This is a genomic window from Oceanospirillum linum (assembly GCF_001995095.2).
Lineage (GTDB): Bacteria > Pseudomonadota > Gammaproteobacteria > Pseudomonadales > Halomonadaceae > Oceanospirillum > Oceanospirillum linum.
Genome location: NZ_MTSD02000001.1, coordinates 113,579 through 128,461, shown reverse-complemented (window position 1 = coordinate 128,461; position 14,883 = coordinate 113,579). Strand labels below are relative to the sequence as shown.

At 49.4% G+C, this 14,883-nt stretch carries 13 protein-coding genes; 6 read left to right on the top strand and 7 right to left on the bottom strand.

Annotation, left to right across the window (positions count from 1 at the left end):
• Nucleotides 1–61: 61 nt before the first annotated feature.
• Nucleotides 62–1,237 (top strand): acetyl-CoA C-acyltransferase FadA, encoded by a 1,176-nt coding sequence (gene fadA / locus BTA35_RS00615; RefSeq protein ID WP_077242503.1) that lies wholly within the window; start codon nt 62–64, stop codon nt 1,235–1,237.
• A 288-nt stretch (nt 1,238–1,525) separates the two neighbouring features.
• Nucleotides 1,526–2,071: a DUF3124 domain-containing protein gene (locus BTA35_RS00610; RefSeq protein ID WP_077242502.1), complete on the top strand. Its 546-nt coding sequence runs from the start codon at nt 1,526–1,528 to the stop codon at nt 2,069–2,071.
• Between the two features lie 115 nt (nt 2,072–2,186).
• On the opposite strand, the gene BTA35_RS00605 is transcribed toward BTA35_RS00610, so the two are convergent.
• On the bottom strand, nt 2,187–3,338 hold the full coding sequence (locus tag BTA35_RS00605) for a methyltransferase (RefSeq protein WP_077242501.1): 1,152 nt from the start codon (nt 3,336–3,338) through the stop codon (nt 2,187–2,189).
• 206 nt (nt 3,339–3,544) lie between these two features.
• A complete protein-coding gene (locus BTA35_RS00600) occupies nt 3,545–4,027 on the bottom strand; it encodes a MarR family winged helix-turn-helix transcriptional regulator (RefSeq protein WP_077242500.1) in 483 nt (160 codons plus the stop codon).
• A 366-nt stretch (nt 4,028–4,393) separates the two neighbouring features.
• Here BTA35_RS00600 and rarD point away from each other — a divergent pair, with 366 nt between their 5' ends.
• Nucleotides 4,394–5,290: an EamA family transporter RarD gene (gene rarD / locus BTA35_RS00595; RefSeq protein WP_103989632.1), complete on the top strand. Its 897-nt coding sequence runs from the start codon at nt 4,394–4,396 to the stop codon at nt 5,288–5,290.
• A gap of 86 nt (nt 5,291–5,376) precedes the next feature.
• Here rarD and BTA35_RS00590 read toward each other — a convergent pair whose 3' ends face one another.
• The 5 genes from BTA35_RS00590 to gap all read right to left on the bottom strand — a co-directional run bounded on the left by BTA35_RS00590 (nt 5,377) and on the right by gap (nt 10,784).
• A complete protein-coding gene (locus BTA35_RS00590) occupies nt 5,377–5,781 on the bottom strand; it encodes an ectoine synthase (RefSeq protein WP_077242498.1) in 405 nt (134 codons plus the stop codon).
• A 169-nt stretch (nt 5,782–5,950) separates the two neighbouring features.
• Complete coding sequence (ectB, locus tag BTA35_RS00585; RefSeq protein ID WP_077242497.1) at nt 5,951–7,222, bottom strand: diaminobutyrate--2-oxoglutarate transaminase; 1,272 nt, start codon at nt 7,220–7,222, stop codon at nt 5,951–5,953.
• 104 nt (nt 7,223–7,326) lie between these two features.
• A complete protein-coding gene (gene ectA, locus BTA35_RS00580) occupies nt 7,327–7,833 on the bottom strand; it encodes a diaminobutyrate acetyltransferase (protein WP_077242496.1) in 507 nt (168 codons plus the stop codon).
• Between the two features lie 301 nt (nt 7,834–8,134).
• Nucleotides 8,135–9,553 (bottom strand): pyruvate kinase, encoded by a 1,419-nt coding sequence (pyk, locus tag BTA35_RS00575; protein ID WP_077242495.1) that lies wholly within the window; start codon nt 9,551–9,553, stop codon nt 8,135–8,137.
• Between the two features lie 220 nt (nt 9,554–9,773).
• Nucleotides 9,774–10,784 carry a type I glyceraldehyde-3-phosphate dehydrogenase gene (gene gap / locus BTA35_RS00570; protein ID WP_077242494.1) on the bottom strand — a complete coding sequence of 337 codons (1,011 nt, stop codon included), beginning with the start codon at nt 10,782–10,784 and terminating at the stop codon, nt 9,774–9,776.
• A 618-nt stretch (nt 10,785–11,402) separates the two neighbouring features.
• On the opposite strand from gap, the gene topA reads away from it, so the two are divergent.
• The 3 genes from topA to BTA35_RS18345 all read left to right on the top strand — a co-directional run bounded on the left by topA (nt 11,403) and on the right by BTA35_RS18345 (nt 14,878).
• Nucleotides 11,403–14,060 (top strand): type I DNA topoisomerase, encoded by a 2,658-nt coding sequence (gene topA / locus BTA35_RS00565; RefSeq protein WP_077242493.1) that lies wholly within the window; start codon nt 11,403–11,405, stop codon nt 14,058–14,060.
• A gap of 116 nt (nt 14,061–14,176) precedes the next feature.
• Nucleotides 14,177–14,683: a DUF6586 family protein gene (locus BTA35_RS00560; protein WP_338012987.1), complete on the top strand. Its 507-nt coding sequence runs from the start codon at nt 14,177–14,179 to the stop codon at nt 14,681–14,683.
• A gap of 48 nt (nt 14,684–14,731) precedes the next feature.
• Complete coding sequence (locus tag BTA35_RS18345) at nt 14,732–14,878, top strand: hypothetical protein (RefSeq protein WP_238377450.1); 147 nt, start codon at nt 14,732–14,734, stop codon at nt 14,876–14,878.
• Nucleotides 14,879–14,883: the final 5 nt, after the last annotated feature.

The following is a 14,883-nucleotide window of genomic DNA, read 5'->3' as shown; positions in this document are numbered from 1 at the left end:
TGGTATGCAGACTATTACATCTGCTTCAGCCGGAACCAGAACAAAAAATTAGGAGAAGATCATGAGCCTGAATCCTCGTGATGCAGTAATTGTAGATGGCGCCCGTAGCGCCATGGCGAAAGCGAAAAACGGTGCTTTCCGCAATGTTCGAGCTGAAGAACTGTCCGCTGCTGTGATGACTGGTCTGCTGGACCGTAACACCGCACTGGACCCGGTTGAGATCGATGACATCGTTTGGGGTTGTGTTAACCAGACGTTGGAGCAGGGCTACGATATTGCTCGTAACGCCTCTATCCTGACCCGTATTCCTAAAACAGTACCGGCACAAACTGTAAACCGTCTGTGTGGTTCTTCTATGTCAGCACTGCATATTGCAGTGGCTAACATCCAGGCTGGCCTGGGTAGTGTTTATATGGTCGGTGGTGTTGAGCACATGGGTCATGTGGACATGATGCATGGTGTTGATGTTAATCCATCTGCATCCAAGTACGCAGCTAAAGCCGCCATGATGATGGGACTGACCGCTGAGATGCTGGGCAAGATGCATGGTGTCAGCCGTGAAGACCAGGATGCTCTGGGTGTACGCTCCCATCGCCTGGCGTATGAGGCAGCACAGGCAGGCCGCTTTGATAACGAGATTATCGGTATTGAAGGCCATGATGCCGAAGGTTTCCGTAAGCTGGTGACCTATGATGAAGTGATCCGCCCTGAGACCTCTATGGAGAGCCTGGCGGCTCTGCGCCCTGTATTTGATCCGCGCAATGGCACCGTAACGGCAGGCCAGTCTTCAGCACTGTCTGTGGGAGCCTCCGGTATGCTGGTGATGTCTGCGCAGCGTGCACAGGAATTGGGTCTGACGCCAATCGCTAAGATTCGTTCCATGGGTGTGGCTGGTTGTGATCCATCCATTATGGGTTATGGCCCTGTACCTGCGTCCCAGAAAGCACTGAAAGCAGCGGGCCTGACGATCGATGATATCGATTACGTTGAGCTGAATGAAGCCTTCGCAGCTCAGGCGATTCCTGTACTGAAAGATCTGCAATTGCTGGATAAGGTTGACGAGAAAGTGAACCTGAACGGCGGTGCAATCGCACTGGGTCACCCTCTGGGTTGCTCCGGTACCCGTATCTCTACCACTCTGCTGAATGTTATGGAGCAGAAAGGTGGAACCCTCGGCCTGGCGACCATGTGTATCGGCATGGGTCAGGGCGTGGCAACCGTATTCGAGAGACTGTGATCCAGTCACTCGGATTGACTGGCGTACAACTGAGCCTGTACGCCTGCCTATATAGCACTTTTTGCTAATATTTTAGTTAAAAGCTAGTGGCACCTGCACATTTTAAACTTCTGCGTTGGGTCCAAGACTGAGCCAATGGACGCAATATTTTACTTAGAAGTGCCGGCCCCTTCCTCGGGGCCGGTTTTTTTATGCCTGCAGAAAAGGCGGGTTGTTCTGCCTGATGGATGTTGTGTCCGGCGAGCGGGTATAATCCGCTAACGATATACAAGGAAAGAGGATAATGTGATGACAGGTTTTATGCTCAGGTCTGGATTATGTGGCAGAAGTATTGCGTTGGCAGGGCTTCTTCTTGCATTGGCACAACCCGCTTATAGCGAACAAGTGCGTAAGAGTCCTGGTAAAGGAAGTCATTTTTACAGCGTGCAGCCGCAGGAGGTAAAAGCTACCCGTGATTGCTCTGTATATGTTCCGGCCTACTCTCATATTTATCTTGCAGAGAGCTCTCAGGTGCCTCTGGCGGTCACTCTGAGCGTACGCAATATGAATCCAGATAAGCGATTGATTATAAAGAGTGTTGATTATTTTGATACACGAGGTGAAAAACTGGAGAGCCTGACCAGCGGCTGGTTTGCTTTAGCACCCATGGCAACGGCTTCTTTTGTGATCGATCAGCAGGATCTTTCCGGTGGCGCGGGTGCTAACTTTATTGTGCACTGGGCAACCGACGAGAGTGCCCAGGAACCGCTGATTGAAGCTGTTATGGCGGGTTATCGCGGTACAAAAGGGCTGAGCTTTATCTCGCGCGGAGTTAAATTGCTGTCCTGTGAGTGAAAAATAAAAGTTAAAAGCGAGCTGCCTGCCACCGGCTGAGTGGTACAAGGTATTGTACTGAATAGCTTAAGGTAGGGGATCAGCTCTCACGACGGTAAGAAAAAACTTACATAGATCACCGTTTAACCGCTTTCAGTACCACAAACTTCTTATTTCCGGCGACCAGAGTGCAGTTACCCATCAGGCGCTTGAGTGCTGTGTGATAGCCAAGGTGTCGGTTGCCAACGACCCAAAGGGCACCGCCTTTTTTGAGTACCTTTTTGGACTCTCTGAACATCTGTTGGGCGATAAAGTCGCCCACCACATTCTGCTGGTGGAAGGGTGGGTTATTCAGAATTAGATCTGCGCTATTGGCTTCAAGTCCGGAAAGGCAGTCGGTAGCGGTGAAGCAGGCTTCCCGTTCCGGGAAGGCGCGCTGAAAGTTGATGCGTGCAGAATCCACAGCCATATAGGACTCATCAACAAAATGCAGGTGTGCGTTAGGGAAATGCTCTGCAGCGATAAGACCGACAACACCGTTGCCGCAACCCAGATCGATAATGGATAAGGCTTCATCAGATGCGATATTTTCCTGCTGTAGAGTTTGCAGAAAGAAGCGGGAGCCGATATCCATGCTCTCGCGTGAGAAAACATTGGCGTGGTTGCTCAGGGTATAGTGGTTACGGGTAAACTGCTCGCCTTTCAGATCCAGCGTCAGCGGATAGGGGTTCTCCGGCAAACTCATCTCTTCTACATCGGAAAAGATCAGGCGGGCCTTTTTGACCGCCAGAGATGTTTTGGTCGGGCCGATGATACGCTCAAACAGTCTGAGGGTGTTGGTATGAATCATCTTGCTCATTGCGCCGGCGATGATAATGGTGCTGGGGCGGATAAAAGGGCGGATACGGTGTAGCTGTTCTTCCAGCATTGCATGGCTTTTCGGAATTTTTATGAGTACCAGATCCAGTGGTTTTTCTGGTGTTTGCAGGCTATTGATAAAACAGACCTGACCTGGGGTAATGTCATTTTGTTCCAGATTCTGCTTTAAACCTTGCTCCGCCAGGTAGGAGTCACTCAGCATAGTTGGCTTTGCATGGGCGAGGGCTGTGCTGAGTGCGCCAAAGCTGTCATTCATGATCAGGATGTTGCCGTCGGTGGCGATCAGGCTATTATCCAGATGCTTCAGGATATACTCATCGGCTGCATCCCAGGCGCGTAAGGTGTCTTTAGGCTTCACAGGAAAGCGATTGAGATTGAACTGGCCCTGTGGTGCATTAAGTTGTTCCATAGCGGCAACCTGTATTATCGATCTGAAGAGAGGCAACAAAAAACGACGCGGGCTACAGGTGCACTGCTAATCTACAGGCGGGGTGGCACTGTGGGTCAGTGTTGTAGTTGGCGTCGTCTTTATCGGAGCGATTATCTGAGGTGTTTGTTTTATTATCCCAGGTACTTTTAATCTTCACCTTGAAAGGGAAAAGTACCGGGATTCTGTTATTTCTTTTCCTGAGTGAAGCTGCTGACTTCCAGATACGGGGCCGCGTCCAGTTTTTCAGCATTCATCATCTGGGCAATGCGCTGTACTGAGGACAGCAGTAAGTTTTGCTCCCAGCTCTCAAGGCTCTGAAACTTGGTAATAAACTCTTCCTGCAGGGCTGTTGGAGAGTCACTCAACAGTTCGTTGCCCTTGTCGGTCAGCAATACGTGCACTTTGCGCTTATCGATAGTGCTGCGCTGACGAACCACCAGTCCCTTAGCTTCAAGACGATCCAGAATGGTGGTTACCGTGGCTTGGCTCAGATTCACCATTTGAGACAGCTGACGGATAGTGTAGTGTTCACCACCTTTCTCAAGTTCCTGCAGAATAACCAGCTGCGGACCGGTCAGGCCAGTGCTTTTATTAAGCTTTCTGGAATGTAGATCGATACCGCGAATAATTTGGCGGATAGCCACAAGAACTTCTTCGTACGATTGCATGAGTCTTCTTAAATTACCTGTTTGTGAGTCTATAAATAGATGCTTTGCAAGGATTTATGCCCTAGCCCGCAATGATAACGGGTTTGGGCACATTAGCTAGCCCAAACTGCTCAGATTACCCGAAATAAATGTCAAATAAAGCCCGTAGACTGACTATTGTTGAGCGGTGTTTTTCCGGGGCGTAATTTTTTTTTCGTGCGCTATGCTATTTCTCGCGGAGAATATAATTAACTTGTTGAAAAATAAACGATATTTATAGATTTCATGTCTCTTTGCCAGAAAGCTGTTAATATCGCCGCTTTTACTTATCAGGGTACTAATATTCTTTTCTTTGATATTTTCCGGAAAAGATTCAGGAGGTTGATTGTGGCAAATGGTGTGACGTTATTACTGTCTTCTGCGTTTATGTTTGCCTTACTCTACTATTATCCGGTCTGGTTGAGCCCGCTGGATGCTGAGCAGATTTTTGGCTGGAGGATGTTGCTCACATTGCCTGGTGTTAGCCTTTATCTGTGGCTAAGTGGTGAGTGGCGCCTGGTGGTATCTCTGTTTAATGAGGTAAAGCGGCGTCCCCTGCTATGGGTTGGTCTGCCGTTGTCTGCCCTTCTGGTGGGGGTTCAGTTATGGATCTTTATGTGGGCGCCGGTTAATGGCCGGGGGCTGCCGGTTTCCCTGGGGTACTTTATGATGCCTCTGGTGATGGTTGTTCTTGGGCGGTTTGTTTATAAGGAGCAGCTGTCCTTTCTGCGGATTTTAGCGGTAGTGGCTGCCTTAGTCGGGGTTGCGAATCAGGTTTGGCAAACAGGAGGTGTTTCCTGGGAAACCTTTGTCGTGGCACTCGGTTACCCGTTTTATTTTCTGCTGCGCCGCTGGCAGGGCAATGATCATCTTGGGGGCATCTGGTGTGATATGTTTTTGCTTTTGCCTGTGGCGGTTTGGTTTGCATTGATTGAAGGTGATGCCGTCGCTTTTTCCGACAATGAATCACTCTGGTGGTTGGTTATTGGTCTTGGGCTTATCAGTGCGCTGGCGCTGATCTTCTATCTGTTATCGGCTAAGTTGCTGACCTTCAGTCTGTTTGGCCTGTTGAGCTACCTTGAGCCTGTGTTGCTGGTGTTTGTCTCGCTGCTGCTGGGGGAGAGTATCGCTGAGCATGAGTGGCTGACGTATATCGCTATCTGGGCGGCTGTAGGGTTACTGGTGATTGAAGGGGCGCAGAAGGTGTGGCGTTCAAGGCGTTATCCTGTCTCTGATCAGGCCTGATTGTTATAAGGTGAAAGTAAAGGGATACTAAAAAGCCGCTGACCTGAGTCAGCGGCTTTTTTACCGATATACAGAATGACCAGAGATTATTCTGCAACCTCTTCTGCTTCCAGAGGGTATACACCATTCTCGTCATGAACTTCTTTGCCGTTCAGTGGCGGATTGAATGCACAGGCGAATACAATGTCTTCGCCTTCGTGGGCGCGCAGCAAATGTTTGTCATGCTTGTCCAGAATATAGATGGTGCCTGGGCTGATTGGGTAGATCTTGCCATCATCAAGGGTTTCTACTTCTCCGTAGCCGCTGATGCAGTAAACGGTTTCCAGGTGATTCTGATAGTGAATCGGTGTTTCAGTACCTGCAAAAATAGTCGTGATATGGAAAGAGAAGCCCATACCATCATTTTTCAGGGACATACGAACGCTTTTCCAGTTATCGGATGTTACGCAGCGATCGGTTTTTTCTACTTCCTGCAGTTGACGAACAATCATGTTAATACCTCAAAAAATGAAATAAACAGAAAACGAACAATCGTTTATTAGACGTTACTTTACCATAAGCTATAAAGCGTTAGCTTAAAGCAGGCTGGCCGGTATCGCGGTAGCCTTTAACAAAAAGAGCCGCCTTGGGCGGCTCTTTTTTCGCTTGCTGAAATTAGCCTTAGCTGGCTTTTTTCAGCTCCATGTGGGCGCTGAAGTACTGATCGAAAGCTTGCTCAAGAATATTCAGGCCGTGTGCCATCTCTTCTTCTGAAACCGTCAGTGGCGGGAAGCACTTAACAACCTCACCCTCAGGTCCACTGGTTTCAATAATCAGGTTTTCTTTAAAGCACAGTGAGGTGATATCGTCGGCGATATCACCTGATGGGCAGCAGATACCCTGCATCAGGCCGCGACCTTTGCGATACAGTTCAGGATAGTTATCGCAAATCTTATTCAGCGCCAGTTTCAGCTGTTCGCTGCGGGCATGAATATGGCTTGCGAATTTGTCATCAGCCCAGTAAGTTTCCAGAGCTTTTTTCGCCGTGACAAAAGCGTGGTTATTGCCCCGGAAAGTACCGTTGTGTTCACCTGGCTTCCAGATATCAAGCTTGCGGTCAAACAGAGTAACGGCAAATGGCAGACCAAAGGCACTCAGGGATTTAGACAGTGTAATAATGTCCGGTTTGATATCAAACTGATCAAAGCTGAAGAAGGTGCCTGTACGGCCACAGCCTGCCTGAATGTCATCGGCGATAAACAGAATGCCATGCTCTTTACAGATCATAGACAACTCTTTCAGCCACTTACCGGACGCAGTATTCAGACCGCCTTCACCTTGTACAATTTCAAGAATGACGGCAGCAGGCATATCCAGGCCGCTTGAATTGTCGGTCAGCATTTTTTTGAACAGCTCTAGGGTATTAAAGTTGTCACCCAGGTAGCCATCATATGGCAAGCGAGTCACACCGCTAAGAGGCTGGCCTGCACCGCCACGATGATGGCTGTTGCCTGTGGCTGCCAGTGCGCCCAGAGTGCAACCATGGAAGCCGTTGGTAAAAGAGACAATGTTGTGGCGGCCGGTGACTTTGCGAGCCAGCTTCAGGGCTGCTTCAACACAGTTTGCACCGGTTGGGCCGGTAAACATGACTTTATGATCCAGATCGCGCGGCTTCAGAATAATGTCGCGGAAGGCCTCCAGGAAGCCTGCCTTAGCCTCTGTGTGCATATCCAGACCGTGGGCAACGCCGTCGTTCTGGATATACTCAATCAGGCTTTCTTTCAGGATTGGGTTGTTGTGGCCATAGTTCAGTGAGCCGGCACCGGCCAGAAAATCAAGATACTCATTGCCATTCTCATCGAACAGTTTGCTGCCTTTCGCCTGGGTGAAAACAACAGGGAAAGAACGTGAATAGCTCTGAACTTCGGACTCATACTCTTTAAAAATCATCATGTGCTCCAGTTTTAAATTTTTTGATATCGGGTGTTAGCTGCGCGCCTGGCCGGGGGTGGTCAGGCTTCAAAAGGACGGGCGCTATGCCCATAGCTCTTCCGGGCTTACGGGTGCCGGAAAGGTCCGATCTCTAGCAGCTCTTCGGATTCATGCAGGCCGTGGAAGTGCAGCTCTTTATCCAGGAAATCGAAAGTACGTGATTCGCATTCCAGAGCGCGGGTCAGGCCGGCGAACATACGCCAGGACGCAGTGTTATCCGGTGATATTGTGGTGTGCAGAACGGTTGCAGGTTGACTGGACGGGCGCTTCAGGATCTCAAGGATCATACGCTTTGCCAGCTGTTTGCCGCGTGCACTCTCGTGCACAGCAACCTGCCAGATGAAAAGAGCCTCAGGTTGATCCGGGCGGATGAAGGCTGAAACAAAGCCAATCAATTTATCGCCATCCCAGGTACATACAGATGTTTCTGCCCAGAGGGAGCAGCACAACATGTAGCAGTAACTTGAGTTGAGATCGAGAGGAGGTGAGTTTTGGATAAGGTCTGTAACTGCAAGACCATCCTTTAATTCGGGTTGGGTAAATCTAATCGAGTCGCTAATGTCACTATTCATAATATTTGTTTAGGGTTCAAAGTATATTTATACAATAACGTGCCCGATTTTTTCTTTCAAGGGTTAATTTTTGCCGAAGATATGGCTTTTTGTATCTGTTGTTAGAATACAAATGTTTTGTGATGGTTTGTTTAGTGCTCTATATCATTTTTATGACGTGCACATGAAAAAGGCAGAAAACCCATAGCTGAAGCAGGTTGCGCCCATTTTTAAGGCATAAAAAAAGCGCTGATTTTTCTCAGCGCTTTTTGTTTTTCGGGGGGAGGGATTTGGTTTGTTTTTTTGTCTGATCTACCGGAAATTAATCTTCAATCTGGACGATGGTCAGGGTGTGGGTGCCGTTGTGATCACCGCGAGTGAAGATGACATTGTCGCCCTGAGTGACAACATTACGTCGTTTTAACTCTTCAATGGCTTTGCTAATCGACTCCGGATCAGCACTTGCGTGATTAAACGGAACGGTTGTAACACCCCGATAGAGAGCGACACGGTTCTGAGTCTTTTCCTGGGCCGTAAAGGCAAAAATCGGTAAGCCTGAGCGGATACGGGACATTAGCAATGGGGTGAGGCCGGATCGTATCATACAGACGATGGCTTTAACACCCTGCAGGTGGTTGGCGGCGTACATGGCAGATAGAGCAACAGCCTCGTTGATGTGGCTGAAATCTTCATGCATACGGTGGTTGGATTGCTGTGTTATGCGTTCCAGTTCAGCGCCTCGACAGAGACGATCCATGGCCTGAACCGTTTCCAGAGGGTATTCACCAACGGCGGTTTCTGCTGACAGCATTACCGCATCGGTGCCATCTAAAACGGCGTTGGCAACATCAAAGACTTCGGCGCGGGTTGGCAGGGGGCTGGTAATCATCGACTCCATCATTTGAGTTGCCGTGATGACGACCTTATTCAGACTGCGGGCCCGCTGAATCAGCTTTTTTTGTACGCCGATTAGCTGGGCGTCACCGATTTCAACGCCGAGATCACCACGGGCAACCATGACTCCCTCGCAGGACTGGATCAGGTCATTCATAACCGCCTCGTCCGCAACAGACTCAGCACGCTCTACTTTGGCGATCAGGTTGATATCCTGCCCGGCTTTACCTAAAAGTGCGCGGGCTTCGCGCATATCATCACCGGTACGGGGGAAAGATACAGCCAGGTAGTCCATATTCAGGGCGATGGCGGTTTTAATATCTTTTTTATCTTTTTCGGTCAGCGCCGCTGCTGAAAGGCCACCACCCTGTTTGTTGATGCCTTTGTTGTTGGAGAGTTTTCCTCCAACGGTTACCGTACAGATCACCTCAGGCTTTACGACGTCATCAACTTTGAGTTGAATCCGGCCGTCATCCAGTAGCAATGTATCACCGGATGTTACGTCATCGGCCAACTGAGGGTAGTCGACACCAACCTGGTTCTGGTCGCCGGCATCTCTTTCAAGGTTCATATTCAGAGTGAACTTATCACCCACGGCCAATTTTATCGGGCCATCTTTAAAGCGTGCGACACGGATTTTCGGTCCCTGCAGGTCGCCCAGTACGGCCACAAAGCGGCCGATCTCTTTTGCCGTTTTGCGAACGGCTTCCACACGGGCCTGATGCTCTTCAGGATCGCCGTGGGAAAAGTTTACGCGTACCACATCGACATATTCTAATACCTGGGCCAGCTTACCTGCTTCATCGGTGGCAGGGCCCAGAGTGGCAACGATTTTAGTTCTACGCATTCTATGTGATTCCTTAATCTTACAGGGTAAAGGCTTAGCCTTCAGGTGAAACCGGGTGCAATTTTTTCAGTCTATTGCGTGCATGTATTCAGATATGATCATGTCTTTTAGGGTAAACCTGATCTGTTTGGTACGGCGGAGTGGGTCTTTATCTTTTTACTGAAAAGACCCGTTTCGCCGGTCTTGTCGCTTGTAAGTCTGTGAGTGGTATAGCTTATTTTTATGACGATTTTGCGGCCATTAAGGCTTGAGTGGTATCCAGCATTCGGTTGGAGAACCCCCACTCATTGTCATACCAGGCCATCACCTTAACCAGATTACCCTGAACCCGGGTATGGCTGCCATCGAATACAGATGAATCCGGGCAGTGATTAAAGTCGATCGAGACCAGCGGTAGTCCATTGTAGCCTAAGACTTTCGATTGGTGGGCGGCTTTCTCCAGGGCTTTGTTGATGGCTTCAGCGGTAAGAGGCTGTTTGACCTGGATGCTCAGGTCTACCAGAGAGACATTGTTTGTGGGTACCCGAACTGCCAGTCCATCAAATTTTCCGGCCATCTCCGGTATAACAAGACCAATGGCCGCAGCAGCTCCGGTTTTTGTGGGAATCATGGAGGCCGTGGCAGAGCGCGCGCGATACGGGTCAGTGTGATATACGTCAGTAAGGTGCTGATCGTTGGTATAGGCATGAATAGTGGTCATGATACCGCTTTCAATCGTCATGAGTTCATGCAAAACCTGAACAACAGGGGCCAAGCAATTTGTGGTGCAGGAGGCATTCGATACGACCTGGTGCTCCGGGTGAAGGATATGATCGTTAACGCCAAAGACAATGGTCGCGTCAGCATCCGGCGAAGGTGCAGAAATCAGAACTTTTTTTGCACCGGCTTTGATATGAGCTGCGGCTTTCTCACGCTGAGTAAAAAGTCCTGTGCACTCCAAAACAACATCGATATCAAGTGACTGCCAGGGAAGCCGGGACGGGTCACGTTCGGCAAAAACACTGATGCTGCGGCCATCAACGGTTAATGAATGAGTGTCATGGCTGACCTCATAGGTAAAGCGACCGTGCACAGAGTCATACTGGAGCAGATGGGCATTGATTGCGGCATCACCCAGATCGTTGATGGCAACGATCTCCAGGTTATCCGAATGATGTCCTTCGAAATAGGCGCGAAGAATATTGCGGCCGATACGGCCAAAGCCATTAATAGCAACGCGGGTTACCTTCATGCTGTCACTCCTTGTTCGACAAATCTGACCGGAACAACACCTGCAGGTTCGGGGCCAGTTTATTTAGGGGCAGAGCGATATATTTCCGGCAGGACAGAGAGAAAGCAGGCGAACATTGTGTTGACTTCCCCCCTTGCCGTCACTTTAAGATTGGGCCGTAACTGCAAGAATTGCAATGCTTTTTCTCAGGCAGCTGGCCGAATCTGGTTTGCTGTAATACATTAGGAATGTGCTACGGTCAGAATTGACGGACTTTCTTGTGCTGAGGTGGGTGCTTTAGCATGAGAAAAAGTCTTTTTTTAATCAGGGGCTGGAACTCTGTATTCTGCTGGGGTAGTTTATACGCCCTTTTCAGGCAGCACTTGACAAAGGTGCTCTATATAAAGTTGTAATACGCACGATAAGAGGGCTTTATTGTCTGAGTTCCGCCTTCCTTTAACCTGGGGTAAAGGCCGTGTTAGTTAGGTTACGATCATTCAATCGTTGTATTTTTAACTTTTGTACTTTTATCCGGCCATTGATGTGTGAAGCGCAGCTCAGGCTGCTTAATTTAGCCGGTAGTACGAATTTCCTTGGTCAAACTGTTTCTGAACAGCCTTAGATAAAGAGACGCTCTCAATGGGAAAAGCACTAGTTATCGTCGAGTCTCCTGCAAAGGCTAAAACGATCAACAAGTACCTGGGCAAAGACTTTGTAGTGAAGTCGAGTGTGGGGCATATCCGTGATCTGCCGACCAGTGGTGGCGCTAAACAGCCTGTGGATGCCAAAGCGCGGGCCAAGGCGGCGGCAATTACCCGCAAAATGAGCCCGGAAGAAAAAGCGGTGCACAAGAAACGCAAAGCCCGCGAGCAGCTGATCGCCCGTATGGGTATTGACCCTGAGCACGACTGGGAGGCGCACTATAAGATCCTGCCCGGTAAAGAAAAGGTCGTTTCTGAGCTGCAAAAACTGGCGGCTGATGCTGACCAGATCTATCTGGCGACGGATTTGGACCGCGAAGGGGAGGCTATCGCCTGGCACTTGCGGGAAACGATAGGTGGTGATGACGAGCGTTACCATCGTGTGGTTTTTAATGAAATCACCAAAAATGCAATTCAGGATGCGTTTAAGGAGCCTGGCCGCCTGGATATGAGCCGTGTGAACGCCCAGCAGGCACGCCGTTTTCTGGATCGTGTTGTCGGTTATATGGTTTCTCCGCTGCTATGGGCCAAGGTTGCCCGTGGCTTGTCAGCCGGTCGGGTGCAGTCGGTTGCTGTGCGTCTTATCGTTGAACGTGAGCGTGAGATCCGGGCCTTTGTTCCTGAAGAGTATTGGGATATTCATGCTGACCTGAATCGCGATGGCAAAATGGCGTTTCAGTGTGAAGTCACTAAAGAGAATGGCAAAGGCTTCCGTCCGACCAGCAAAGAGCTGACGGATAAAGCATTGGATGTGCTGAACGCTTCCCCGTTTAAAGTTGCTAAACGGGAAGATAAGCCGACTAAAACCAAGCCAACGGCACCCTATATCACATCTACGTTGCAGCAGGCGGCAAGTACACGCCTTGGCTACAGCGTGAAAAAGACCATGATGTTGGCCCAGCGTCTGTATGAAGCGGGTTATATCACTTATATGCGTACGGACTCCACCAATCTGAGTAAGGAAGCGGTGGAGAGCTGTCGGGATTATGTTGCGGATAATTTTGGTAAAAAATATCTGCCGGAAGTGCCGAACAGTTATTCCAGTAAAGAGGGTGCCCAGGAAGCGCATGAGGCGATCCGTCCATCGGATGTGACTCGCTCAGCTACTGACCTGAAAAGTATGGAACGCGACGCTGAGCGCCTGTATGAATTGATCTGGCGTCAGTTTGTTGCCTGTCAGATGGTGCCGGCAGAGTTTATGAGTACCTCGCTTGTGGTGGAAGCCGGGCCGTTTGAGCTGCGTGCCCGGGGTCGTGTTATGCAGTTTGATGGTTTTACCCGAGTTATGCCATCCAACAGTAAAAAGGATGAAGACCAGTCGCTACCTGATCTGCAAGTTGGCGATTTGCTGACACTTGAGCAGTTATTGCCTAAGCAACACTTCACCAAACCTGTGGCTCGTTTTACTGAGGCCAGTTTGGTAAAAGAGCTTGAAAAACGAGGTATTGGTCGCCCATCAACGTATGCATCTATTATTTCGACCATTCAGGATCGTGGTTATGTGCGCCTGGAAAATCGTCGTTTCTACGCTGAGAAAATGGGAGATATCGTTACGGATCGCCTGAGTGAAAGCTTTAGCGACCTGATGGACTTCAGTTTTACTGCCCGTATGGAAGAATCCCTGGATGATGTGGCAGAAGGCAAGAACGATTGGAAGAATCTGCTGAACAGTTTTTACAAGGATTTCAGTAACCAGCTGGCACAGGCAGAATCGGAAGAGGGCGGTATGCGTCCTAACCTGGCCGTTGAGACCTCTATTGAGTGCCCGAGTTGTGGTCGCCCAATGCAGATTCGAACGGCCAGTACTGGTGTGTTTTTGGGTTGTTCAGGTTATTCGTTACCTCCGAAGGAACGTTGTAAAACCACGATCAATCTGACACCGGGAGAGGAAGCGATCAGCGCAGATGCGGATGAAGAGGCAGAAACGCAGGCGTTGCGCGCTAAGCGTCGCTGTCCAAAATGCGGTACGGCAATGGAAAGTTACCTGATCGACGAACAGCGTAAGCTGCATGTTTGCGGTAACAACCCTGATTGTGATGGCTACGAAGTCGAGAACGGTGAATTCAAGATTAAGGGTTATGATGGCCCGGTGCTTGAGTGTGATAAATGCGGTTCTGAGATGCAGCTGAAGACCGGCCGGTTTGGTAAGTATTTCGGGTGCACCAGTGAAACCTGTAAAAACACCCGGAAACTGCTGAAAAGTGGTGAGGCTGCACCTCCTAAAATGGATCCGGTGCCTATGCCTGAGTTGGCGTGTCAGAAAGTTGAAGATCATTATATTTTGCGTGATGGTGCATCAGGGCTTTTCCTGGCGGCCAGCCAGTTCCCGAAAAACCGGGAGACCCGTCCGCCACAGCTGGTTGAAATTTTACCGCATAAAGCTGAAATTGATCCGAAATATAATTTCCTGATGGAGGGACCAACCCATGATCCTGATGGAAATCCTACGGTAATCCGTTTCAGTCGGAAAAATAAAGAGCAATATCTGATGACGGAAGTGGAAGGTAAGGCTACAGGCTGGCAGGCTTTTTATGAAGGTGGTCAATGGGTTAGCCGCGAGAAGAAAAAAGCAACCCGAAAAACTGCTAAAAGCTAGTTCACATCCTGTGATTTTCAGCTAAACTGTGCGCGAAAGCAGCGACTAAAAGGCCGGTTCAGACCGGCCTTTTAGCGTTTTTATCTGTCCGTTACTCTTATCTGGGCTCGTTTTCTATGGCATCAATGGCGTCACGAACGATGCAGAAACTCTATTCTGCACGGTTATTGTTACAGCAATTTGATCAGGTTGACCAGCAGGATGAACTGATACGCCCGGCCTATATTTCTGCTTATGCCGACGCCGTTGTTTTTCATCTTCAGGGAGTGATGCAGGCGCTGCTTTATGAAATTGCTGAAACAGCACAGCTGCCTCAGGGCGAGTGGAAAACGGCTACCGACCTTCGGCAGGCCGCAGAGATGAAGGGGTGTGTTATCCCTCACCTGAACCGGATTCTGGCACTGGAGAAAGATAGCTTCAGTTGGCTGAGTCAGTTAAACCGGCGTTACAGAGATTGCTGGTTGCCGGAGCTGAAGCAAGCGGATGTTGTTGATCCGTCAGCTGCAGCACCTCTGATTCCACTGGCCCGCGATTCTTTTTCGGAGCAGCAGCAACTTATTTCGTGGCTGGAAAATATGCAGTCTTTTATTAATGATCTGCGCCAGACCATGCAGGAATTTTGATCCAAGCAGGATGCTTTGTGTCATCGAATTTTTTAAGAGGTAATGACCTTGTCTGATAGTCCGTATCTTGAAATTGTTGAGCTTGCCGATGGAGATGTCATTTTGCAGTCTGCAGATGATAACCAGGGCGAGCCCTTGGTGCGTATCCGTTTTGCACCAGAGATTGTTGAGCATCTGAGGGGGGGCAAGCTTTGATATTG